Origin of the sequence: Actinacidiphila oryziradicis (genome assembly GCF_005047355.1) — a bacterium.
Lineage (GTDB): Bacteria > Actinomycetota > Actinomycetes > Streptomycetales > Streptomycetaceae > Actinacidiphila > Actinacidiphila oryziradicis.
The window spans coordinates 1-22,946 of record NZ_SUMC01000030.1 but is presented as its reverse complement, the minus strand read 5'-3'; the positions used below and the strand labels follow the sequence as shown (position 1 = coordinate 22,946).

The window sequence follows — 22,946 nt, the reverse complement described above, 5'->3', positions numbered from 1 at the left end:
CATCTCCGAGACGATCGACGGCATGGGGGCCTTCCAGCTGGTGGCCGAGGCGTAGGCCTGACGCGTCCGGCGCCGCACCCCCTGCGACTACGGGGCGGTGCCGGGTCCGACCGGGTCGGTCAGTTGTGGTTGTACAGCAGCGAAGTACAGCAACCTCCCCGACCGCAGCCGACCCGAATCACCCGTCAGCGCTCCAACGGCAACCTGTGCGACAATCCGATGACCGATCCACATAGAGCTACGGATCAGATGACGGCCGTGACACCCCTCATGGGCCTCCAGCGCCACCGCCTTCGAGTGGTTGAGCCGGCATGCCAAGCACTGAACTCTGCCTCTGGCCCGTAGGTTGCCTGGAGCCCGGAGCCGGATCGGGCACGTCCTTGACCGGGTCGACTTTCCGGAACCTTGATCAACATCGGTTCCGGTCGGCCTCCTGTGGTGTCAGTCGGGCAGGAGCCTGAAGGTCGTCGTGTGCCGAGGGCGCACGACACGGAAGTGCCGTTGGTCCAGGGTCGCGATATCGCGAGCGGCCAAGCGCTCGGCAACCGCGATAACCGCGGCGTCGGCCATGCCGAGTGGGAAGTCGGCGTAGGTCTCGACCAGCTCGGCCATACGGAACAAATCGCCTGACTCAATCTCGATCTGCCGCAGCTCGCCGCGCGCGAGGGACCGGAGGAACGCGGCCTCTGCCTTGCTGCCCATGTCACGCTCGGTGAGGTAGCAGACCTCATTCACCACATACGGGGTGACGAGCAGTTCCCCGACAAAGCTGTTGAAGAACGATGCGCAGCGCGCGTGATCAGCGTCTGTGGCAGCGAGCGCGGCGACCAGTGGACCTGTGTCAACCAGGATCACTCGTCGACTCCGCGCAGGTCTCGCCGGATGATCTGTTTGGCCTCAGCGCCCAGGTGCTGGTTGGCGCTGACCCCTATGCCGGTGAAGCTCAGCCGGTGAGCAGGCGGGATGGCGGCGAAGCTCGTCGGCCTGCTCCGGCTGAAGCCGCTCGATCAGGGCGTGGAGCTCGGGGTAGTGGTTGTAACCGACGCTCATAACGACAGGATAACCCTCGACGCGCAACAGGCGGCTTGTCTCCTGCATGACGCAGTCCCCCATGATCCGCAAGCGGGATGTACAGCAGCGAAGTACAGCAACCGCCCCAGCCCGCAGTGACCGTCAACAACCCCTGCACTGCCTCTGACGTGCGTAGATGACCTCAGCGACCGCTGTGCCCGTGATTCGGGACGAAGAGGCCAAGCGGTAAATCGCTTCGCCCGCATTGCGAGGCGACGGAGGCGGCCCGCCGCTCCTAAGGAAAGACGGTGTCGCCGACCCGCGGTGGCGACTTGCCGCCCGGCTCCGACAGGTCGCATGGCGGGTCGTAGAGACCGAGGGCTCCGAGGCAAGGCGTCGACGGTTTCGACTGAGGACGCTCACGAGTCAAGTCCTGCCCGCGGTGTCACAACCCGCGGGCCAGGGCACAGCCCCCACCCCGTTGACGTGGAGGGGCGTGCGGGCTCACAAGGTGCGTTCGAGGCGGTCGGCCATCAGTTTGACGAAGCGGGCGGGGTGGGGCGGTTCGCCGCCTTCAGCCAGCAGAGCCAAGGCGTGGACGAGTTCGGCCGTCTCATTGAGGCCGGTGTCGCCCGGGCGTTCGGTGTGGGTCCGGTTGAGGCCGATGACCAGGGGGTGCTTGGGGTTGAGTTCGAGGATGCGCTTGGAGTGGGGGATCTCCTGGCCCATGGCCCGGTAGATGTTCTCCAGCGCCGGGGTCACGTCGTGCGTGTCCGAGACGACGCAGGCGGGCGAGACGGTAAGACGGGAGGAGAGCCGTACCTCCTTGACGTCGTCGCTCAGCCGGTCCGTCATCCAGGTCAGCAGGCCCGCGTACTCCTCCTGCTGCTTCTCGCGCTCGGTGCCGGCCTCCTGCTTCTCCTCCTCAGTGCCGAGGTCGACCTCTCCCTTGGCGACGGAGCGGAACTTCTTGCCGTCGAATTCGGGGGCCGTGTCGACCCACACCTCGTCGACTGGGTCGGTCAGCAGCAGCACCTCGATTCCTCGGGCCTGGAACGCCTCCATGTGCGGCGAGCTCTCCATGGCCTGCCGGGACTCACCGGTGAGGTAGAAAATGTGGTCTTGGCCGTCCTTCATCCGCTCCACGTACTGCGCCAAAGTGGTCGGCTCGTCCTTGTCGTGGGTCGTAGCGAAGGAGGACACGCCGAGGATGGCGTCACCGTTCTCGACGTCGCCCAGCAGTCCCTCCTTCAGGACGCGGCCGAACTCCCTCCAGAACGTGGCATACCGATCCGGGGCCGCGGACATCATGTCCTTAATGGTCGACAGCACCTTCTTGGCCAGCCGGCGGTGCATCAACTGGATCTGACGGTCCTGCTGGAGGATCTCGCGGGACACGTTGAGCGACAGGTCCTGCGCGTCCACGACACCCTTGACGAAGCGCAGGTACGACGGCATCAGCGCTTCGCAGTCGTCCATGATGAACACGCGTTTCACATAGAGCTGGACACCGCGCTTGTAGCCCTGAAGGAAGAGGTCCTGGGGAGCGTGGGCCGGGATGAACAGCAGCGCCTGGTACTCGAAGGTGCCTTCCGCCTGCAGGCGGATGGTCTCCAGGGGGTCGGTCCAGTCGTGGCTGATGTGCTTGTACAGCTCGTGGTACTCGTCGTCGGTGACCTCCTCGCGCGAGCGGGCCCACAGGGCCTTCATGGAGTTGAGCGTCTCGGGCTCGCCGGGCGCGGTGTCGGCCCCCTCCCCCGCGTCGGCGTCGGCTTGGGGCGCGGGCTGCGTGGCCATCCGGATGGGCCAGGTTATGAAGTCCGAATATCGCTTGACGATCTCCCGGAGCTTCCACGGCGACGTGTAGTCGTGGAGCCGGTCCTCGGTGTCCTCCGGCTTGAGCCCAAGGGTGATCGCGGTGCCCTGCGGCGCGTCGTCGACGGTCTCCACGGTGTACGTCCCCTCGCCGCTCGACATCCAGCGGGTGCCCTGGCTCTCGCCCGCACGCCGGGTCAGCAGCGTCACCTCGTCGGCCACCATGAAGCTGGAGTAGAACCCGACGCCGAACTGGCCGATCAGCCCCTCGGTCGCCGCGGTGTCCCCGGCCTCCTTGAGTTCCCGCAGGTACGTCGCCGTACCCGAGTTGGCGATCGTCCCGATGAGCCGGACCACCTCGTCGCGGGACATGCCGATCCCGTTGTCCCGCACGGTCAGCGTACGGGCCTGCGGGTCGGCCTCAAGGGCGACGTGGAGGTCGGACACGTCCGCGCCGAGTGAGTCGTCGCGGAGCGCTTCGAGCCGCAGCTTGTCGAGGGCGTCGGAGGCATTGGAGACGAGCTCGCGCAGAAACACGTCCTTGTTGGAGTAGATCGAGTGAATCACCATCTGCAGAAGCTGGCGCGCTTCCACCTGGAACTCGAACGTCTCGGTCGGCATAATCCGTTGGTCCTTCTCAGGTCACCAGATGACGGGGTACTGACACCAGCACTTTAGATCAGCCGGTCCTCAGGTATGACCGCCGCCCAAACGCCTTCGGCCACGGCCGAGATGTCCCGCGGATTGCGCGATACGGGGTAGGGCCCACCGGGCCTCCGGGAAACCGGGCTCCGGCGTCGTGCCCGCGTACGTCATCACTGCCCGCGCGGGCCGAACAGTTCGGGGGCGGTGGACCTCCCCGACCACAGGTCCGGCGCGTCGGCCAGCACCGTCGGGTCGGCCAGGCTGCGCAGTGGGACCACGGCCCGGAAGGTGTCCGAGTAGACCAACTCCAACCGCAGCGACACCTCCAGAGCCCGCGTCACGGCCGGCGGCGACCTCCGCCGCTCAGCCGCGCTGCTCGGGAATGGACTTCTTTCCATACCGGCCTGATGTCGCCGCGGTCTCCCGGCCACCTCGACGGCCTCGATCCGAGCCGCGCCGCGGCCGCCCTGCACAGCGCCGTGCAGCGGTTGCGGGAGCGGGACGGCGACCCACTGTGGTGGGCCGCCTATGTCCACACCGGGCCATGAAAGGGGGCTGTTGACTGGCGACCTCGCGGGTTCCCTCTCGTGGACGTCGCCACCGGGCCTCGGGCCGGACCGAACCCACCAGCCACGGCCGGACCGTCCGGCTCGGCAGCCCGGGAGGTCCGGACCGGCGGTTTCCCGCTTGGCGGCCCGTCCCCGAGGTGCTCCTTCGCGTTCGCCGAGGGACCCGGCCCACCAGGATTGGCTGCTGGCCCAGCAGGTCAAGGCCGCGCACCCGGCGGCCGCCAAGGCCTTCGCCGCCCCTTCCGTGACAGCCACGCCGTACCCGCTCGCCGTGACCTTCTCGGCTGTGAAGGTCAACAGTGGCAAGGCCGCCGTGCCCGTGGGCACCACCGCCACGGTCCACGTGCCCTACAGCTTCACCCTCACCGCTACGGACACCGACGTCACCGCCGCCGACTTCCTCACCGGCGTCGACCTCTACCGCGGTTCCGCCACCACCCCGGCCAACGACCTGTACGGCGACAACCCGGCCACTTGCTCCATCACTTCCTCCACCTCCTCCTCCACCAGCGTTATCACCACCGAGACCTGCAAGGGCACGGTGGACATCTATCCGCAGGATGAGTTGGCCACCGTCGACGCCGGCGCGAAGTGGCACACAGTGGCCTGGGCAGTGGCCCTCAACGGGCAGGGGAGCGTGAGCAACCCGGACATGAGCAAGGTCGGCGTGGCGCAGCAGACCGGCCTCGCCGCTCCCGCCCTGCAGCGCGCATCCAGGCTCACGGTGAACGCATCACCCGAGCCGGTCGTCAAGGGCAAGACCGTCACCATCGTCGGGTCCCTCACCCGTGCGAACTGGGACACCTCGAAGTACGCCGGCTACAGCACCCAGCCGGTCAAGCTGCAGTTCCGTAAGAAGGGCAGCAGCACCTACACCACCCTCAAGACGGTCACCACCAGCAGCTCCGGCAGCCTGAAGACCACCTACAAGGCCTCGGTCGACGGCTACTGGCGCTACTCCTTCGCCGGCACCTCCACCACCCCGGCCGTGTCCGCCGCCGGTGACTACGTCGACGTGAAGTGACCAATGCCGGTGTGACGCCGGCGGTGAGCCCCGGCGTCACACCGGCCGCCCTCGTGGCGACCGGGGGAGCGCGCTGGTCCCTTCCACCTCTACCTCGGGTCCGTGCCCGCTCGCTTCCTCCCCACATAGACGGTGTTGGTCGCGGTTCCCCCCTGCAGCGGGTTGTCGAAGTCGACGACGTGGGCTTCTGATTCCGCGAAGACCTCCGCGAGTGCGGAGTTGAACTGCTCGTCCGGCGGGTCGTTCGACCACAGAGCGAAGACACCGTCAGGGTGGAGACGATCGGCGAGAGCACGCAGGCCCGCAGGCTGGTAGAGCGCCGCGTGACGTGGGTGCAGCACATGGCGCGGCGAATGGTCGACGTCCAGCAGGATGGCGTGGAAACGACGGTCCGGTGTCCGGGGATCCAGACCACAGCGATCGCCGACCATCGCGAAGAAATCGCCTTGGACCAGTCGGCAGCGGGAATCCGACGCCAACCGAGCGCCCAGCGGTACCAGCCCGCGCTTGTGCCACTCGATCACTTCGCCGAGCGCCTCGACCACGATCAGCGAGCGCACACGTGGGTCGTCCAACGCCGCCTGAGCGGTGTAACCGAGACCGAGGCCGCCCACGGCCACATCCAGTTCGGCGCTCGGCAGCTTCGCCAGGCCCAGCCGGGTGAGCGCGATCTCGCCCGCTGTGAAGAGGCTGGACATCAAGAACTCGTCGCCGAGCTTCACCTCGTACACGTCATCGCCCGACGCCGGGTCCCGTCGACGCCGCAGGCTGATGTCGCCCATCGACGTCGGGCGCCAATCGATCTCCTCGAAACGCGCGCTCATCCGTTCACCCTTCTGACGCCACCTGCACCGGCGAGTCGCGCGCCTGGACCACCGCTCTCCGCAAGCTCAGGCGCGAAGCCGTCCCTGCCGCCGGCGAGTACAGGGACTGGGGCCCTTCGGACGTCGATCATGACAGAGATGAGGTCCCCCTGGTGACCAGCCCCGGAGCTATCTTGGCAGCCAGCTGAGGTGCACGTCCGGGGCCGGCCGGAGGAGGCGAAACCGGACATTTGCTTGTGTCTTCGCGGGGGACCATTCTTGGACTAGGACGTGGCTCGCGGAGAACGAATGAAGGGTCCCGCCGAAGCGAGGCAAACAGCGATGAGCGGCTTCGATGCCTTCCGGAGTGAACGCGATCAGCTTCCGGCGACCCCCGTCGGCACTCCGCGAGCCGCCATGATCACAGTCGATGAAGCGGGCACGGTGACAGGCTGGAGCCCCGGCGCTCACCTGCTGCTGGGCTATCTCGCCGGACAGGTCGTGGGACAGCCGGTGGCCCGCATCCTCGCCTCTGGCGACAGGGCGCTCTCAGCAGTCCGGGACGGGTGGAGCGGCGAGCTGACAGTGCGGCACGCGGACCATCGTCTCCTGACACTGCCCGCACAGGCGTACGCCCTTTCCCACCGCGGCGACCGCCAGTGGCTGCTGATGGTGACCGAGCCGGAGGAATCCTTCGCGTCCCAGAACGGGCAGGCCATGCTGGACTGGCTGTTCAGCGGCTCACCGATCGCTCTCGCCGTCTACGACACACATATGCGGTGGGTATGGCAGAACACCGCGATGAATCGCATGATCGGCACGTCGCAGCAGGAGCGCCGGGTACGACAGCCGCAGGATGTCCTGACCGGCCCGGACGTCGACCATTTGGAAAGGCACCTGCGCGAGGCGATGGACACCGGCTTCGCGACGGCCGCCTTCACCATCCGCGGGCGCACCCCGGCCGACCCGGACCATGACCACATCTTTTCGGCCACCGCATCCCCGCTGCGCGGCCGGGCCGGACAGTCGCTCGGCGTGTGCGCCACCGCTCACGATGTCACCAAGCAGCACCGCTACAGGGAGCGGCTCGCCATCTTGAACGAGGCCAGCATGCACATCGGGAGCACTCTGGACCTGAGGGGGACCGCGCAGGAACTGGCCGACGTCGCCGTCCCCCGGCTCGCCGACTTCATCAGCGTCGACCTGCTCGAGCCCCTGCTCCACGGCGACGAGCCCGGCCCGGTCACCGCTGGTGCCAGGCTGCGCCGCATGGCTCATCGGTCTGTCAACGAAGGTGCCCCCGAGGCCTTGGCCGAAGTGGGGGAGGTTGACGTCTACCCGGGGCAGACACCCCCGGCCCGCTGCCTGGCCTCGGGCCGCCCTTTGCTGCTCCGGGCCATGGACTCAAACGTCGTCCAGTGGTTCGCGAACGATCCGGCCCGCGCCGAGACGTCCGAACGGTACGGCTTCCACTCGTGGCTGTTTGTACCGGTATGCGCACGAGGGGTGACCCTGGGTGTGACGGTATTCTGCCGATCGTGGCCGAACGAGCCGTTCGAACAGGAGGATCTTGTCCTCGCCGAGGAACTGGTGACCCGGGCCGCGGTCTGTCTGGACAATGCCCGTCGCTTCACCCGGGAGCACACCGCTGCCCTCGCACTCCAGCGCAGCCTGCTCCCCAAGCAGCTTCCCTGGCGGCCCTCATTGGAGGCCGCCTTCCGGTATCTGCCGGCAAGCTCCGAGTTCGGCGTCGGTGGCGATTGGTTCGATGTGATCGCTCTGTCGGGCGCCCGGCTCGCCCTGGTGGTCGGCGACGTGGTCGGCCACGGCATCCACGCCGCCGCCACCATGTGCGGCCTGCGCACCGCAGTACGCACTCTCGCCGATGTGGACCTGCCCCCCGACGAGCTGCTCACTCATCTGGACGACCTGGTCACCCACCACGACGCCGTAGAGGTCACCGACCCTGGAGAGGCGCGCACCTCGGACACCACGGCGACCTGCATGTATGCGGTGTACAACCCCATCACCCGCAACTGCTCCTTCGCCTGCGCCGGCCATCCCCCGCCGGTTGTCCTCACCCCGGACGGCACCATCGTCTTCCCCCATGTGGCTCCCGGTCCTCCGCTGGGCCTGGGCGGTCTGCCCTTCGAGACCTCCGAGCTGGAACTGCCGGACGGGAGCGAGATCGTCCTGTACACCGATGGCCTGATCAGCTCTCGCGGCGGGGACATCGATGAGGGTCTCGAGCAGCTCGGCCGTGCCCTTGCCAGGCCCGCCACCTCACTGGCGGAACGCTGCGACGCCGTACTCGACGCGCTGCTGCCGGAGCACCCCAGCGATGACGTAGCCCTGCTGATCGCCCGCACCCATGCCCTGCACGAGGACCGGGTCGCCATCATGGACGTGCCGGCCGATCCAGCTGTCGTCGCCGACACCCGCTCCTGGGCCTCCCGCCGGCTGGAGACCTGGGGGCTGGAAGGTATGGGCTTCGTCACCGAGCTGGTGGTGAGCGAACTGGTCACCAACGCCATCCGCTACGGGGCTACGCCCATCCAGCTGCGCCTGATCAAGGACACCGCCTTGATCTGCGAGGTTTCCGACGCCAGCAGCACCGCTCCGCACATGCGCCGTACCCGTGTCTTCGACGAAGGCGGACGCGGTCTGCTTCTCGTGGCCCAGCTGACCCGGCGCTGGGGCACCCGGCACAGCCGCGAGGGCAAGACGATCTGGTGTGAGCAGCCGCTCGCCGAAGACCATTCGACGACCAGGTGAGGGCCCGCCGGTTCGGGCCAGGGGGTGCTCGGCCATTTAGAGGCCGCGCGAATAGGTGGGGCGGCGTCGCGTGCCGAGCTGTGACATCAGCCGACTCCGTCGGCGGGGGCGCCTGGAAGTGTTGCCGTCGGTGTCGGTCGACGACTCTCCCCCAGACTCCGTCCGGGAGGTGCCCCCACCAAGCTCTCGGCTCCGCTCGAGCAGGGGGCACCCCCATCGCGTCGCCTCGCCCCCAGCCTTCGGCCGGGAGGTGCCCCCACCCCCAGCTACCTCCCCCAGCCTTCGGCCGGGAGGTGCCCCCAGGAGGTGCCCCCACCTCCGCCTTGCCAGACTTGCCCCTCGCCCCGCTCCTTCACCCGCCCCACCTATTCGCGCGGCCTCTAATTCACATGTACATGCTCGTGCTCATGTCCATCTTGAAGTGCGTCAAGAGATAACCCCCCAGCCGCCCGTATGGGCGCTTCCGATCCGTAATGCGCCAACTACTGGCTTTGCGCGGGTTTTGGCATCCGCGCGGACTTGAGTGGGATGGGACGGGGGCTGAATGAGACGTAGCCGAACAGGCCAGGCAACATGTCGGGGCTATGATCCGCTTCACACACAAACTCGGCCCGAAAGGAGCCCGCTATAGCCATTCGCATCTGGCTCAGCAGCGCGGGGGTCGCCACGACCCAGGTCATCCGGATGCTGAGGGACAATCCCGATGGCACCCCGGTCCGCGTCTACGGCACCAACGTCGACCCGGATGCCCCGGCCCTCACGGCCTTCGACGTGAGCGCTACCGAGCCCCGCCTGGTCAGCAACGAGGCCTACGCAGAATTCGCCCTGGACTTCTGCCGTCGGCATGCCATTGACGTACTCATCCCGCCCCGCCGCCTTGACGCCCTCGCCCCCCACACCGACGCCTTCGCGGAGGCCGGCACCAAACTCATGAGCTCGCCGGCTCCCGTCGTGTCCGTACTGACCAGCAAAGGACGCACCTACGAGGCCGCCCGCGCGGCCGGCATCCCGGTGCCCGACTGGCGGATCGTCTCCGATGCCGACGGGCTGCGCTCAGCGGTGAAGGAGATCTCGCAGGTCAGCGAGACCGTTTGCATCAAACCTGCCGGGGAGTTCTCCGCCTTCGGCTTCCGTATCCTCGACGACCGTCCGCTGCGGGTGAAGGATCTGCTCGCAGCCCCCCGACCGGTGGCCACCGTTGACGCAGTGGCCAACGCGATGCAGCACGCCATCGATGAGGATGGCACCGTTCCCGAATTCATCGTGATGCCCTATCTCGACGGCCCGGAAATCAGCATCGACTGCCTCTCCGCCCCCGGCGGCGCAATGGTCGCCAGCATCGCCCGCTCCAAGCACGGCCGCTATCGCTTCCTGCTGGACGATCCCGCACTCACCGCCATCGCACACCGCCTCGTCAGCCACTTCGAGCTCGCCTATCTCTCCAACGTCCAGTTGCGCCATTGGCACGGCCGGCCGGTTCTCCTCGAAGCCAACCCCCGGCCCTCCGCCGGGCTCTTCCAGACCGCCTTCACCGGCGTCAACCTCTACTGGGCAGCCGTCCGCCTCATTCTCCACGGCGACCCCGGCCCTCTCGTCGTACCCCGCCTGGGCGGTCGTGTCGCGATCACCGAAACCGCGACCGAGATCGAGCCCGCCCGCATGCCTGCCGGGGCCCACCTGGTCCAGTGACCCGCACCGCTGACGACCAGCCCCTGCGCGCGCCGGCATCCCGCCTGTCTCCCCCGACGGGCGGGATTCCTGCTTCCCCGGCCGGCGGTCAGTCCGCGACGATGCCCTCCATGCCGGACTTGCCGAAGGCCGGGAGGCCCGTCGTGGTGGCGACCTTGGTGAGAGCGCCGGTGCGGCCGACGCGGAAGCCGTCGATGGTGCCGGAGGTGGCGTTCTGGACATAGAGGAACTTGGCGTCGGGGGTGACGGCGAGGTCGATGACCCCCTGGGACTGCGGAGAGGGGGCGGCGGCGATACCGGCCTCGTTGCTGAGGGCGAGTTTGCCGTGCTTGTCCTGGACGTAGCCGGAGACGGTGGAGTTTCCGGTATTGCCGCCGTAGAAGAATTTTCCGGCGCGCTCCAGCCAGCAGAGGACCTGCTGGCCGTTGGTGAGCGGGGCCTGGAGGACCTTGAGGCTGCCGTCGCGGCGCACCTGATAGGTGGTGACGGTTGATTTCCCGGCCTCCCCGATCAGGAGGTGGTCGCGGCGGTCGAAGGTGATGGCGAAGGGGACAGCACCGGCGGAGGGGGTGGAGACGGGCTTGGCGGTGGCGGGGGTGCCGTCGTTGGCCAGCGGAAAAACCTCGACGATGTTCGCGGACTTGGTCGTGACGACGAGGTCGTGGCCGTCCGGGGTGAAGGCGATCTGGCCCGGGGAGCTGGAGAAGAGCGGGACCGCCTTGTTGGCCAGGCCGAGGGAACGGCTGGATCCGGTGAGGGGGGTCAGGCCGTCCTTGGTGATGCGGTAGCCCTGGATGGTGCCGGTGCCGCCCGCGTCGAGTACGTAGGCGAGCTTGCCGGAGACCGTGATGCTGGAGGGGAAGTCACCGCCGGATGCGATGACTTGGCGTGCGGTGAGCTTGACACCTGCGGCGTGGAAGGCCGTGACCGTGTTGCTGCCCGCGTTGACAGCCAGGAGCAGGCCGGAGCGCCGGTCGTGGACGAGGGAGCCCTGGGAGGCGAGCGAGTCGGTGGGGGCGTTGATCTGGCTGCCGCCGAGCCCGCCGGTGGAATAGGTGCCGGCTTCGGCGAGAGCGCCGTCGGCGGCACGTTTGAAGGCGTGGACGGTGTTGCCGCCCAGCTCGTTTCCCTGGACGAAGACGGCGTTCCCCGCCTGCGCCATGCGCGGCTCCGCCTGGCTGAGCCTCTCCTGGCTGAGCCTCTCCTGGCCGGGCTTCTCCTGGCTGGCCGATGCCACGGTGACCGTGGCCACCGCTGCCACCGCCGCCAGGATGCCGGCCCCGGCCAGGGTGAAGTGGCGCTTGGTCCTCGACTTGTGCTTGCTGCTCACGAGTGCCTCCGTGCTTGTCTGCGGATGGCACCACAGTGGTCAGTGGGGCGACGGGAAGGGAGGTGATCGGCGGTGGCGTCAGAGTCTCGTAAGAATCTCCACGTACCCGGCGGAGCCGGGGCGACCCCCGGCCGGGGCGCGGTCCGCCTGCAACCGCGCACTCACCGGCGTACGGTTAAAAGGGCAGGTGAGGAGGTTGCCCATGGCCGGATCGGTTACGCTCGGCCACGCGGATGCGGAGCGGCTCGCGTGGGTACTCAAGGAGATGTCGGACCTGCTCGGCATGCGGGGTCCCAACAAGATCACGGATTCGCAGGTGAGCGCGCTCTGCGAGGGACAGGTCCACCACCGCGAGGAACTCGCCAGGTGGACGCGGACCCTGTCCGAGGAGCTGGCACACAAGCTGTAGCGAGCCGAAGCCGCCGCGGATGTGCCGGTGTTCCGGGTGACCGTCCATCGGCCGGGGCGGTACGGGACGATAGGTGGATGAGCATTTCAATTCCTGACTGGGAGAAGCGATTCCGGGCGCCGCGCGTCGGACTCCCCGAGTGGGCGCAGGACGCCCCGGAGCGCAGCCTCTTCGTGTCCAACGCGACGGGGACCTTCGAGCTGTATGCGTGGGACCGGACGACCGGTGAACAGCGGCAGGTCACGGACCGGCCGAAAGGCACGTCGGACGGGACGCTGACACCGGACGGGGAGTGGGTGTGGTGGTTCGCCGACACCGACGGGGACGAGTTCGGGGTATGGCAGCGGCAGCCGTTCGGCGGCGGACCTGACGAGGTCGCGGTGCCGGGGCTGCCCGCGTCCTATCCGGCGGGGCTGGCGCTGGGGCGCGACGGGACAGCGGTGGTGGGGCGGTCCACGGACGAGGACGGGACGACGATCCATGTGGCGCGCCCCGGGAGCGAGCCGGTGGAGATCTACCGGCACGCCGAGTCGGGCGGGGTCGGCGACCTGTCGGAGGACGGGACGCTCATCGTCATCGAGCACACCGAGCACGGGGATGCGATGCACTCCTCCCTGCGAGTGGTGCTGCTGGACGGCTCTACGGTGACCGAGCTGGACGACAGCCGGGGCGGCACCGTGGAGTTGGGTCTGGAGTGCCTCGGGTTTGCTCCTGTGGCGGGAGATACGCGGCTGCTGGCGGCGCACCAGCGGCGCGGGCGCTGGGAGCCGTTCATATGGGATGTGGCGACCGGCGAGGAGACCGCGCTCGGGATCGATCTGCCGGGGGATGTCGGCGCGGAGTGGTACCCGGACGGCTCGGCGCTGCTGGTGGCGCACTCGTACCGGGCCAGGAGCGAGCTCTTCCGGTACGAGCTCGGCAGCCGTGAGCTGACCCAGCTCGACACGCCCGCCGGGTCGGTCAGCGGTGCGACGGCGCGGCCGGACGGGACGGTGGAGTTCCTGTGGTCGTCCGCGGCGCTGCCGCAGGTGGTGCGGTCCACCACGGGCGAGACGGTGCTTGAGGCGCCGGGGCTCGCGGCGCCGGATTCCGTGCCGGTGGAGGACGCGTGGGTCAAGGGGCCGGGCGGCACGGTGCACGCGCTCGTGCAGAAGCCCGAGGGGACCGGGCCGTTCCCGACGGTCTTCGAAATCCACGGCGGCCCGGCCTGGCACGACTCCGACGCGTTCGCGGCCGGTCCGGCGGCCTGGGTGGACCACGGGTTCGCGGTCGTACGGGTCAACTACCGCGGCTCCACCGGGTACGGGCGCGATTGGACGGACGCGCTGAAGCACCGGGTCGGGCTGATCGAGCTGGAGGACATCGCGGCGGTCAGGGAGTGGGCCATCGACTCCGGGCTCGCCGATCCGGCGAAGCTGGTACTGGCCGGCGGCTCGTGGGGCGGATTCCTGACGCTGCTGGGAATGGGCACCCAGCCGGAGGCGTGGGCGGTGGGGCTCGCCGCGGTGCCTGTCGCGGACTATGTCGCCGCGTACGAGGACGAAATGGAGGCGCTCAAGGCGCTGGACCGCACGCTGTTCGGCGGGTCGCCGCAGGAGGTGCCGGAGCGGTTCGAGGCGTCGTCGCCGATCACGTACGTGGGGAAGGTACGGGCTCCGGTGTACATCAGCGCCGGGCTGAACGACCCGCGCTGCCCGATCCGGCAGATCGACAATTACGCCGGGCAGCTGGAAGAACTCGGCAAAGTGCACGAGGTGTACCGGTACGACGCCGGGCATGGGTCACTGGTCGTGGACGAGCGGATCAAGCAGTTGCGCTTGGAGCTGGCTTTCGTGGAGCGACACCTGGGCGGCTGACGCCGCGCGTCCAGGGGGCGCCGGGTGCCCCCGGCGCCGGGTGCCGCCCTCGCACCGCTCCGCGGGCCGGTCCCGGCTGCGTCGCGTTGCCCGGCACCGGGGTTGCCGAGCCTCCCCCAGCTACCGCTGGGGGAGGAACCGTCGCACCGGCAGAGCGGGCGGAACCCGCACACCAGCAGCCGGGGCAATCCAGCCACGCCGGTCCGGCCGGACAAACCCAGCCCGTCCGGCGCTTGAGGACACCGCGGCGGGATGGAACCGCGCCGGAGGCACCCGGCAGGGCAAACGCAACCCGCGCCGGAGGCGCCCGGCACGGGGTCAGCGGGGGGCGGCAGTCGCCGGCTGCGGCGCGGCGTCAACCGGGGCAAGGCCCAACGCAGCGTCACGTTGGTCCTCTGCCTCGCGGCGCGCAAGGCGGAACCACATGAAGACGGGGAAGCCCGCGAAGACGAACCACTCACCGGTGTAGCCGAGGTTCTGGAAGGCCTTGAGGTCGAGGCCGGTGTTGGCGGGGGCGGCGGGCGGGACGGCTTTCATGGGGGCGGCGATGCCGGTCGTCTGGGTGATCCAGGCGCTGTAGACGTCGTACGGTACGAGGTTGATCAGCGAGGCTGCGCTGATCATGCCGAGCTGGCCGGCGGGGAGGCCGCCGCTGGCGTTGACGCCGGTGGTGCCGACGCTTTCCGGGGCCTGGAGGGCGCCGGTGACGGTGACGGGGCCGGAAGGGGCGGCCGGCACGGCGGACGCGGAGGCGGATGAGGGGTTGCCGGGGAGCCAGCCGCGTACGACGGGGAGGGCCGCGCCGCCGTCTACGCGGAGGAGGGTCAGGACGTAGAAGCCGGTCCGGTTGCCCATGGCGCGGTCGGGGACGAGGAGCTGGTGGGCGGCGGCGGTGTCGTAGTGGCCGGTGGCGGTGATGGTGCGGCCGGAGGAGACGGTGGTGACGGCCGACTGCACGCCCGGCAGGACGGAGGCGAGGGGCACCGGCTTGGCTGTGGCGGCCTTGGAGGTCACCGATTCGGCCTGGTGCTGGCTGTTGACGCGGGCCTCGAAGCGGCTGAGCTGCCAGCTGCCCATGAAGGTGCAGAAGAGGACGGCGGCCACTACGAAGAGATGGCCGGCCAGCCAGCGCGGGGTCAGCAGGAACCGGTACACCCCTCAACGGTACGGGGGGCGCGCGCGGAGTCCGGACCCGCCCCCGTCCGGTTACGTCGCGTTGAGGACGCCCGTCTTGTAGACGGTGCCGGCGCAGGCGTCGGCGAGGGTGACGGAGGCGGCGGCGGTGGCGGGCGCCGAGGTGTCGGTGAGGACGATGCTGGCGGGCGCGGTGGTGGCGGTGGCGGTGCTGCCGGCCGTGGAGCCGGAGGTCGTCGACGTGCCGTCGGTGGGCGTGTCGGTGGGCGTCGGCGTCGTGGTGGGTTGACAGCCGGTGGTGCCGCCGCCGGAGGCCGGGATCCAGGCGAACTGCACCTCGTAGGCCTGGCCGGACGCGAGGACCAGGGATTTGACGGAGCCGTTGGGAAGCCCGGTGGCCGGGTCGCCCGCGGTGTGGTCGACGACCGAGATGCGGGTGGGATCCGCGCTCCCTTGCGCTACGGCGGTGACGGAGCCGGCGCCGGCGATGGTGCAGGCGGTGCTGGAGATGTTGGAGAGCTTGAACCAGCCGTAGACGGTGCCGTCGGAGGCGGCGCTGCCGGCGTAACTGAGGGGCTTGCCGAAGTCGCCGCTGGTGCAGGCATGGACGGCGACGGCGCCGATCGTGCTCGTCGGGCTGGGGCCGCCCGCGCCGCCCTTTGTGACGGTGGCTGCGGAGGGCAAGGCGGTGCTGGTCTTCCTGCCGCCGCTCTGCTTGCCGCCATCGCTGACGGAGCCGGCGGGCCTGCCGGAATCGGCCTTGCCGTTATCGCCCTTGGCACCGCCCCCGCCGCCGTTGCTGTGGGAGCTGGAGGCGTTGGCCGTGTCGCTGTTGGCCGAGCCCGACGTGTTCGCGGCGTGCAGTGCGGCCGGTACGGCGGCGATCGCCAGCAGTCCGGCCGCCACGGCACCGGCCATGAGCTGGCGGCGGTGAGCCCGGCGGGCCGGGACCGCGCGGCGCAGGTGGTGAAGGGCGTCGGGGGTGGGCTCGATGCCCTGGACGGCGGCCTTCATAAGCCGGCGCAGGGCCTGCTCGTCGGGACTGAGGTTCTCCTCGGAACTGCTCGTCCCCATGCGGATGGTGCTGTCGTCGTCGCGTTCTGGGTTCTGTGGATCCATGCCGTGAGGGAAGTCTGGGGTGTTCATGCCGTGGCCTCCATGGCGACGCGGAGCGCCGCCAGGCCGCGGGAGCCGTACGCCTTGACCGACCCTATGGAGACACCGAGTGTCTCCGCCACCTGAGCCTCGGTCATGTCGGCGAAGTAGCGCAGCACAAGGACCTCGCGCTGGCGCCGCTGGAGCTTCCGCATGGCGGTTTTGAGCTCGTCGCGTTCGAGAATCTCGTACGCGCCCTCTTCCGCGCTGGCCATGTCGGGCATCGGCTTGGAGAGCAGCCGCAGCCCGAGTATGCGGCGGCGGAGGGCGGAGCGGGAGAGGTTGACGACGGTCTGCCGGAGGTAGGCGAGGGTCTTCTCCGGGTCCCGGACTCTGTTCCGGGCGGAGTGCACCCGGATGAAGGCTTCCTGGACGACGTCCTCGCAGGAAGCGGTGTCGTCGAGAAGCAGTGCGGCGAGGCCGAGCAGGGAGCGGTAGTGGGCCCGGTAGGTCTCGGTGAGGTGGTCGACTGTGGTTCCCACAGACATCGTGGCGTCAGCGTCCCCGCGGTCGGAGGGCGCTCGCACGACCGGCCAGGGGGCGATCACCGGCATACCGCCGGTATTGCGGGCCGGCCGGCGACCGTACGGCCGTGCCGGGGCGCTGCTCCGCCCGAACGCCGCTTCGATACCAAGTGCCTCTGCCACGCCTGTTGGACACGCGTCCCCCCGTCAGGGTTGTACGCGGAAGGCACCGCTTTTGGCGGTGTAGCCAATATCCCCATGCGTACCAACTCTTTCCCAATGCCCTAATTTCGCCGGCGTTGTTGTGCGTGTGTACACCTGAACGCCCGCGCCCCCGTGCGCAGCACATTAGGACAGTGCGCTGACACAAAGACGCTCCCTGCCTACCGCCGGTTGCGGTAGGCAGGGAGCAAAATTGTCTGACGGACCCGGACATCTGATCAAGTGGTCCAGACCACGGATTACGTCACATATTCGCTGTTCAACGACCGGTTCCGCCGTAGACGACGGCTTCGTCGCCCGCGCTGTCCAGGCCGAAGGCCGAATGGACCGCCTGCACGGCCTCCTTGACGTCATCGGCCCGCGTGACGACGGAGATGCGGATCTCGGAGGTCGAGATGAGCTCGATGTTGACCCCGGCGTTCGACAGCGCCTCGAAGAACTGGGCGGTAACCCCCGGGTTGGTCTTCATGCCGGCGCCGACCAGCGAGATCTTCGCGATCTGGTCGTCGTAGCGCAGCGACTGGAAGCCGATGGCGCTGCGGTTGCGCTCCAGGGCGTCGATCGCCTTGCGGCCCTCGTCCTTGGGCAGGGTGAACGAAATGTCCGTGAGGCCAGTGGCGGCGGCCGACACATTCTGCACCACCATGTCGATGTTGACCTGGGCATCCGCGATCGTCCGGAAGATCACGGCGGCCTCGCCCGGCTTGTCCGGCACGCCGACGACCGTGACCTTCGCCTCGGACGTGTCGTGGGCGACTCCGGAGATGATCGCGTGCTCCACCGTCTGGTCCTTTCGCGGCGCGTTGCTGACCCAGGTGCCCTGGAGGCCGGAGAACGACGACCGGACGTGGATCGGGATGTTGTAGCGGCGTGCGTATTCGACGCAGCGGTGCAGCAGCACTTTGGAGCCGGAGCTGGCCAGCTCCAGCATGTCCTCGGAAGAGATCCAGTCGATCTTCCGGGCCTTCTTCACCACTCGTGGGTCGGCGGTGAACACGCCGTCCACATCGGTGTAGATCTCGCAGACCCCGGCGTCCAGGGCCGCCGCCAGCGCCACGGCCGTGGTGTCGGAGCCGCCACGGCCGAGGGTGGTGATGTCCTTGCTGTCCTGGGACACGCCCTGGAAGCCGGCCACGATCGCGATGTTGCCCTGGTCGAGGGCGGTACGGATCCGGCCCGGCGTGACATCGATGATGCGGGCCTTGTTGTGGACCGAGTCGGTGATGACCCCGGCCTGGCTGCCGGTGAACGACTGCGCTTCATGGCCGAGGTTTTTGATCGCCATCGCGAGCAGCGCCATGGCGATCCGCTCACCGGCGGTCAGCAGCATGTCGAACTCCCGCCCGGCGGGGATCGGCGATACCTGCTGGGCGAGATCGATCAGCTCGTCCGTCGTGTCGCCCATCGCCGACACCACGACAACGACCTGGTGGCCGGTCTTCTTGGCATCGACGATCCGCTTGGCGACACGCTTGATGCCATCGGCATCGGCGACGGAGGAGCCGCCGTACTTCTGCACGACAAGGCCCACGTGCGCTCCTCAAGATGTGTACTGCGGTACTGCGATCGACTCAGTCTAACGAGCGACTCTGAGACGTCGCCTCATTACCACATAGTGAGACATCAAGACCACTGAATGAAACAGATGTGCCACTTCCCGCCCATTCCCCGGCAGACCCTGCCGGCCAGGTCAGTCCGCTCGGTCGTCGCTGCGGCCGAACCAGTCCAGGCAGACGACCGCGGCGTCGTCGGCGGGCTCGGCGTTGCGGTGAAGGGCGAGTTCCTGGAGGACGGCGCGAGGGACCGAGGCAGCGGGCAACAGACGGGTGGCCTGGATGGCACGGCCCAGTGCCCGATCGCCGTACGCCTCTCCGGCCTCGGAGACCGCGGCGTAGACGCCGTCACTGACGAAGATCAACCGGTCACCGGGGAGAGCACGGAACTCCTCGGCGGTGTAGGAGGATTCGTCGAACATGCCGAGCGGCAGTTGCTCCTCGAAGGCGACGCGCTCAATGGTCCTGTCGCGTTGCCGCCACAGCTGGGGGGACCCGGCATCCACCAGTTGGACGTGCCCGGTGGCCAGCTCGAAGGAGAGCAGCAGGGTCGAGACGTACTGCGCGCCCTTGTACTGCCCGTAGAGGGCCTGGTCGGCCAAGGCCGCCTGGTCGGTGATCCCGATCCCGGCGCGGCGGGCGTTGCGCAGCGCGTTCACCGCGAGGTTGGTGAGGAGGGAGGCCTGGATTCCCTCGCCCATTCCGTTGGTGATGGTGAGGGTGAGGGAGTCGCCGGTGGTGGCCCAGTCGAAGTTGTCGCCGTAAATGGCGTAGGCGGGCTCCAGCTGTCCTCCGATGGCGTACTCCGGGCGGGAGCATGCCCGGCCGGGCAGCAGCTGCCACTGCATTTCGGCCGCGAGCGTGAGGCGGCTGGCGCGGCAGGCCTGGAGGAAGACATCGGTGTCACGCTCGGCGACGATGATCGCGTGTCCGATGAGTTCCGCGAGTTCGGTGAGTTCCTCGATGGACTGCGGGGTGCACCTGTGCTCGGGCAGTCGCACAGTGAGGATCCCGAGCCTGTCTCCGCGGACGGTCACCGGCAGATGCAGGTCAACGGTGCCGTCGCGGGTCGCATGCCGTCCGTACGGCTCCTGGCTGCCGAAAGCGCGGCCCTCCGGACTGGTGTGCATGGACAACGGCTCCGCGGCGTCGGGCGGAGCGGTGACCGGGACGAGGACCGAGAGGCTGTAGTCGGCCATCAGCAGCTCCATGCCGGTGGCCTCGTAATGCTCGATCAGCGCGGCACGTGCTGTGCCGCTGAGGTCATGTGGCGGGGCGGTGCGCACGGCGCGCTCCACGGCCAGGAAGTTCTTCACTGTGGGTCGCACCTTCTTTGTCAGTTTGTACGGAATCGAACAGCGTAACGCTTCACCGTCGGATACGGGCAGGCTGCCCGGCCACCCCGTCGCCCATACCGTCCGGGCCTCAAGCAGATCGCTCTGCTCGTATCCCGCTTGTGTCAGCGTCCGCCGTGTCATCCACCGCCGCGGCCGCGTCGCGGAAGGCGACCAGCCCCTTGGTGAGATGTGCAAGGGCGTCGGGAGGCATGATCTCGAGCACCTTACGGATCTCACGCACCTGGTGGTCACGTACCTCGTCGAGCAGTTCCTGTCCCTGCCTGCTCAGATGCAGTTCCACCTCGCGGCGGCTCGCCGGACTCGTGGAGCGCTCAACCAGGCCCGCCGCCTCCAGCCGATCACACAACCGGCTCGTGGCGGGGGGGCTCGATTCGAGCGCCTCGCCCAATGCCCGCAGATTGCTGCCCTGCCTGCGCTCAATCGCGAGGAGCGCGCGCAGCTGCGACGGCGAGATCGGCCCGGCCGGAGCCTTCGCCCGGGCCTTGCCCCACAGGACCGCCAGCAGATCCGTCACTTCGGAAGCGGTCATCGCCGGCTCTTGCGAGTGCGAGGGGCGTCCGGACTGCATCGCTCAACTTTGTCACGCCCGGCGCCGCCTGTCAGCGCCGGGTCACAGGATCGGGCCCCGCCCCGGAATTCCGGCGGGTGCGCTGGGGGCGCTCGCCGGGGGCCCTACCCCCGGCGGCTCTGACCCTGGCCCTGGCGCAGACCGAGCGGGCCGGCGATCTCGGCGGCCATCACCCGGCCCGCCTCCTTCGCCAGCTGCTCCTCGTCACCGGCCGAATCGTCCGTGTCCAGCCCGTCCAGCGCGTCCAGCGGGCTGTCCAGCCGCACGTGGGCGACCAGCGACTGCAGCGCGCGCAGACTGGCGGACGCCGTGGAGCCCCAGTTCGACAGATAGGAGAACTGCCACCACCACAGCGCCTCGCTCACCCGCCCCTCGCGGAAATGCGCCAGCCCGTGAGCCAGATCCGTCACCACATCGGCCAGGTCGTCCGAGATCCGGCACGCGACCGGCGTGCTGCGCGGCACGTACGGGTCGAAGACCTCGGAATAGACATCGATCGGCTCCAGCAGCGCCGCCAGCCGCTGCCGCAGTTCGTCCGCGTCCGGCTCCGGGCCGATATCCGGCTCGTAGCGCTCGTCCGGGACAATGTCCTCGTGCGCGCCGAGCCGGCCGCCGGCCAGCAGCAGCTGGGAGACCTCCAGCAGCAGGTACGGGACCGCGCTGTCCGGGTCGTCGCCCTTGGCGACCTCCCGCACCGAGAGGATGAAGCTCTCGATCTGGTCCGCGATCTGCACGGCGAAGTCGTCCGGGGTCAGTGCGTTGTCAGACATCAAGGAGCCGCCTTCCCTCAAAGGCACGGCCGAGTGTGACCTCGTCGGCGTATTCCAAGTCGCCCCCCACCGGCAGACCGCTGGCGAGTCGGGTGACCTTCAGGCCCATGGGTTTGATCATGCGCGCGAGATACGTGGCGGTGGCCTCGCCCTCGAGATTCGGGTCCGTGGCAATAATCAGCTCGGTGACGGTGCCGTCCGCGAGGCGCGTGAGCAGCTCCCGTATCCGCAGATCGTCCGGGCCCACTCCCTCGATCGGGCTGATCGCGCCACCCAGCACGTGGTACTTGCCGCGGAACTCACGGGTGCGCTCGATCGCGACGACGTCCTTCGACTCCTCGACCACGCAGATCACCGCGGGGTCGCGGCGCGGGTCCCGGCAGACCCGGCACTGCTCTCCCTCGGCGACATTGCCGCACACGGTGCAGAAGCGGACCCTTGCCTTCACCTCGGCGAGGGTGTGCGCCAGCCGGCGTACGTCGGCGGGATCGGCCTGCAGGATGTGGAAGGCGATCCGCTGCGCGCTCTTGGGCCCCACGCCGGGCAACCTGCCCAGTTCGTCGATGAGGTCCTGAACCACGCCTTCGTACACGGAGCGACTTCCTTAGATAGAGCCCGGAACAGGCATATCCGGGACGGGCGAATTTAGAACGGCAGGCCAGGCATGCCGCCCAGCCCCTGGGTCAGCGGGCCGAGCTTCTGCTTCTGCAACTCCTGTGCTGCCGCGTTCGCGTTGTGCACCGCGGCGACCACCAGATCGGCGAGTGTCTCGGTGTCATCAGGATCGACCGCTTTCGGGTCGATTACCAGCCCTCGGAGCTCGCCGGCCCCGCTCACCGTCGCCGTCACCAAGCCGCCGCCCGCACTGCCCTCGACCTCGGACTCGGCCAGTTCCTCCTGCGCCGCTGCCAGGTCCTGCTGCATCTTCTGGGCCTGCTGGAGCAGCTGCTGCATGTTGGGCTGGCCACCGGGAATCACTGCGTCACTCCTGCCGTACGACTACGTGGTTCGAGTAGGGCGAGCCTACGTGCTCAAGCGGTCGCGCGCCCTACGCCATACGCAGTAAACGGGCGACGTGCGCTACCCGTTCCTGTGCTCGCTACTCGTTAGCCGTTTCCTCGATCACCGTCGCACCCAACTCGCGCACAATGAGGTCATGACCGGTCAACGCCGTGTCATCGAGATCCGGATCATCCTCCTCCGGAATGTCGTCCTCGATCGGCGGCGGCGCGTCCGCCTCCGGCTGGGGCGGCGGGACGTCCTGCTGCGGCGCGACCCGAACCGCCGCGCGCGCGGCAGCGGCGGCAGGCGCGGGCGAAGGCGGCGGGGGCGGCGCCTCCTGGACCCTGGCGACGGGGGCGGCCTGGCGCGGAGCGGGTGCTCCCCCGCTGCCGGCGCCGCCATTGCCGTTGCCGTTGCCGTTGCCGGACGGGTCGACAATCGACTCGACCCGCCACTGCACGCCCAGCGCATCGCTGAGCGCCTGCTTCAGTACGTCCTCGCTGCCGCCGTTCACAAAGCTGTCCCGTGCGCCGGGGTTCGAGAAGCCCACTTGCAGCGTCGTCCCGTCGAAGCCGACGACCTGCGCATTCTGGCTCAGCAATATCCATGTGAACCTGCGGCGGTTCTTCACCGCCTCCAAAATGTCCGGCCACATCTGCCGCACCCGCGACGCATCCCCGGCCACGGCCGACGCGGCCGGTGCGGCCGCTGTTGGCGCGGCCACCGCCGGCGCGGGCTGCGCGACCGGCGCCGCAGCAGCGCCGGCACCCGGCCACGCCCCCGGGCGCTGCGCC

The 22,946-nt window shown here is 68.9% G+C and carries 21 protein-coding genes and 1 pseudogene; 7 read left to right on the top strand and 15 right to left on the bottom strand.

Translation table 11 applies throughout. The annotated features are described in order from the left end of the window. Positions 1-441: 441 nt before the first annotated feature. On the bottom strand, positions 442-855 hold the full coding sequence (locus FCI23_RS27565) for a type II toxin-antitoxin system VapC family toxin (protein WP_136726648.1): 414 nt from the start codon (positions 853-855) through the stop codon (positions 442-444). A gap of 108 nt (positions 856-963) precedes the next feature. Here FCI23_RS27565 and FCI23_RS27560 point away from each other — a divergent pair, with 108 nt between their 5' ends. Then, positions 964-1,170, top strand: a complete 207-nt coding sequence (locus FCI23_RS27560) for a hypothetical protein (RefSeq protein ID WP_136726647.1) — start codon at positions 964-966, stop codon at positions 1,168-1,170. A gap of 345 nt (positions 1,171-1,515) precedes the next feature. Here the strand turns inward: FCI23_RS27560 and htpG are convergent, their stop codons facing one another. Together htpG and FCI23_RS62465 are read right to left on the bottom strand one after the other, a co-directional pair. Beyond that, positions 1,516-3,447: a molecular chaperone HtpG gene (gene htpG, locus FCI23_RS27555; RefSeq protein ID WP_136726646.1), complete on the bottom strand. Its 1,932-nt coding sequence runs from the start codon at positions 3,445-3,447 to the stop codon at positions 1,516-1,518. A gap of 194 nt (positions 3,448-3,641) precedes the next feature. Next, complete coding sequence (locus FCI23_RS62465; protein WP_136726645.1) at positions 3,642-3,812, bottom strand: glycoside hydrolase family 92 protein; 171 nt, start codon at positions 3,810-3,812, stop codon at positions 3,642-3,644. A 66-nt stretch (positions 3,813-3,878) separates the two neighbouring features. Between FCI23_RS62465 and FCI23_RS56700 the strand changes: the two genes are divergently transcribed. Both FCI23_RS56700 and FCI23_RS27545 read left to right on the top strand, forming a co-directional pair. After that, entirely contained in the window at positions 3,879-4,019 is a 141-nt protein-coding gene (locus FCI23_RS56700; RefSeq protein WP_169316958.1) for a hypothetical protein, read from the top strand. 139 nt (positions 4,020-4,158) lie between these two features. Then, a complete protein-coding gene (locus FCI23_RS27545) occupies positions 4,159-5,064 on the top strand; it encodes a hypothetical protein (protein ID WP_246144069.1) in 906 nt (301 codons plus the stop codon). Positions 5,065-5,153: 89 nt separating this feature from the next. Here FCI23_RS27545 and FCI23_RS27540 read toward each other — a convergent pair whose 3' ends face one another. Continuing rightward, the gene (locus FCI23_RS27540) at positions 5,154-5,888 is read right to left on the bottom strand and encodes a polyamine aminopropyltransferase (RefSeq protein ID WP_136726644.1); all 735 of its coding nucleotides are present in this window, start codon (positions 5,886-5,888) and stop codon (positions 5,154-5,156) included. 396 nt (positions 5,889-6,284) lie between these two features. Here FCI23_RS27540 and FCI23_RS27535 point away from each other — a divergent pair, with 396 nt between their 5' ends. Together FCI23_RS27535 and FCI23_RS27530 are read left to right on the top strand one after the other, a co-directional pair. Beyond that, positions 6,285-8,642 (top strand): ATP-binding SpoIIE family protein phosphatase, encoded by a 2,358-nt coding sequence (locus tag FCI23_RS27535; protein WP_136726643.1) that lies wholly within the window; start codon positions 6,285-6,287, stop codon positions 8,640-8,642. Between the two features lie 627 nt (positions 8,643-9,269). Continuing rightward, positions 9,270-10,331: an ATP-grasp domain-containing protein gene (locus FCI23_RS27530; protein WP_322973903.1), complete on the top strand. Its 1,062-nt coding sequence runs from the start codon at positions 9,270-9,272 to the stop codon at positions 10,329-10,331. 88 nt (positions 10,332-10,419) lie between these two features. Here the strand turns inward: FCI23_RS27530 and FCI23_RS27525 are convergent, their stop codons facing one another. Continuing rightward, positions 10,420-11,661: a lactonase family protein gene (locus FCI23_RS27525; protein WP_136726641.1), complete on the bottom strand. Its 1,242-nt coding sequence runs from the start codon at positions 11,659-11,661 to the stop codon at positions 10,420-10,422. A 202-nt stretch (positions 11,662-11,863) separates the two neighbouring features. Between FCI23_RS27525 and FCI23_RS27520 the strand changes: the two genes are divergently transcribed. Both FCI23_RS27520 and FCI23_RS27515 read left to right on the top strand, forming a co-directional pair. After that, positions 11,864-12,070, top strand: a complete 207-nt coding sequence (locus FCI23_RS27520; protein ID WP_136726640.1) for a hypothetical protein — start codon at positions 11,864-11,866, stop codon at positions 12,068-12,070. A gap of 77 nt (positions 12,071-12,147) precedes the next feature. Continuing rightward, positions 12,148-13,926: a S9 family peptidase gene (locus tag FCI23_RS27515; RefSeq protein ID WP_136726639.1), complete on the top strand. Its 1,779-nt coding sequence runs from the start codon at positions 12,148-12,150 to the stop codon at positions 13,924-13,926. A gap of 318 nt (positions 13,927-14,244) precedes the next feature. Here FCI23_RS27515 and FCI23_RS27510 read toward each other — a convergent pair whose 3' ends face one another. From FCI23_RS27510 to FCI23_RS27465, 10 genes and pseudogenes are all read right to left on the bottom strand, one after another. Further along, positions 14,245-15,081 carry an SURF1 family protein gene (locus FCI23_RS27510; RefSeq protein WP_136726638.1) on the bottom strand — a complete coding sequence of 279 codons (837 nt, stop codon included), beginning with the start codon at positions 15,079-15,081 and terminating at the stop codon, positions 14,245-14,247. 51 nt (positions 15,082-15,132) lie between these two features. Continuing rightward, positions 15,133-16,206 (bottom strand): hypothetical protein, encoded by a 1,074-nt coding sequence (locus FCI23_RS27505; RefSeq protein WP_136726637.1) that lies wholly within the window; start codon positions 16,204-16,206, stop codon positions 15,133-15,135. After that, positions 16,203-16,769: a SigE family RNA polymerase sigma factor gene (locus FCI23_RS27500; protein WP_246144079.1), complete on the bottom strand. Its 567-nt coding sequence runs from the start codon at positions 16,767-16,769 to the stop codon at positions 16,203-16,205. The genes FCI23_RS27505 and FCI23_RS27500 overlap by 4 nt, the downstream gene beginning before the upstream one ends. A 391-nt stretch (positions 16,770-17,160) precedes the next feature. Further along, positions 17,161-18,432, bottom strand: a complete 1,272-nt coding sequence (locus FCI23_RS27495; RefSeq protein ID WP_136726635.1) for an aspartate kinase — start codon at positions 18,430-18,432, stop codon at positions 17,161-17,163. Between the two features lie 159 nt (positions 18,433-18,591). Then, complete coding sequence (locus FCI23_RS27490) at positions 18,592-19,782, bottom strand: PP2C family protein-serine/threonine phosphatase (protein WP_246144068.1); 1,191 nt, start codon at positions 19,780-19,782, stop codon at positions 18,592-18,594. 97 nt (positions 19,783-19,879) lie between these two features. Next, positions 19,880-20,326 carry a MarR family winged helix-turn-helix transcriptional regulator gene (locus FCI23_RS27485; RefSeq protein ID WP_246144066.1) on the bottom strand — a complete coding sequence of 149 codons (447 nt, stop codon included), beginning with the start codon at positions 20,324-20,326 and terminating at the stop codon, positions 19,880-19,882. Positions 20,327-20,484: 158 nt separating this feature from the next. Beyond that, a complete protein-coding gene (locus FCI23_RS27480; RefSeq protein WP_136726632.1) occupies positions 20,485-21,150 on the bottom strand; it encodes a DUF5063 domain-containing protein in 666 nt (221 codons plus the stop codon). Then, complete coding sequence (gene recR, locus FCI23_RS27475) at positions 21,143-21,742, bottom strand: recombination mediator RecR (protein ID WP_136726631.1); 600 nt, start codon at positions 21,740-21,742, stop codon at positions 21,143-21,145. Before recR ends, FCI23_RS27480 begins: the two co-directional genes overlap by 8 nt. Before the next feature lie 53 nt (positions 21,743-21,795). Next, the gene (locus FCI23_RS27470; RefSeq protein ID WP_136726630.1) at positions 21,796-22,128 is read right to left on the bottom strand and encodes a YbaB/EbfC family nucleoid-associated protein; all 333 of its coding nucleotides are present in this window, start codon (positions 22,126-22,128) and stop codon (positions 21,796-21,798) included. 121 nt (positions 22,129-22,249) lie between these two features. Continuing rightward, a pseudogene (locus FCI23_RS27465) lies at positions 22,250-22,946 on the bottom strand (DNA polymerase III subunit gamma and tau); the annotation flags it as partial.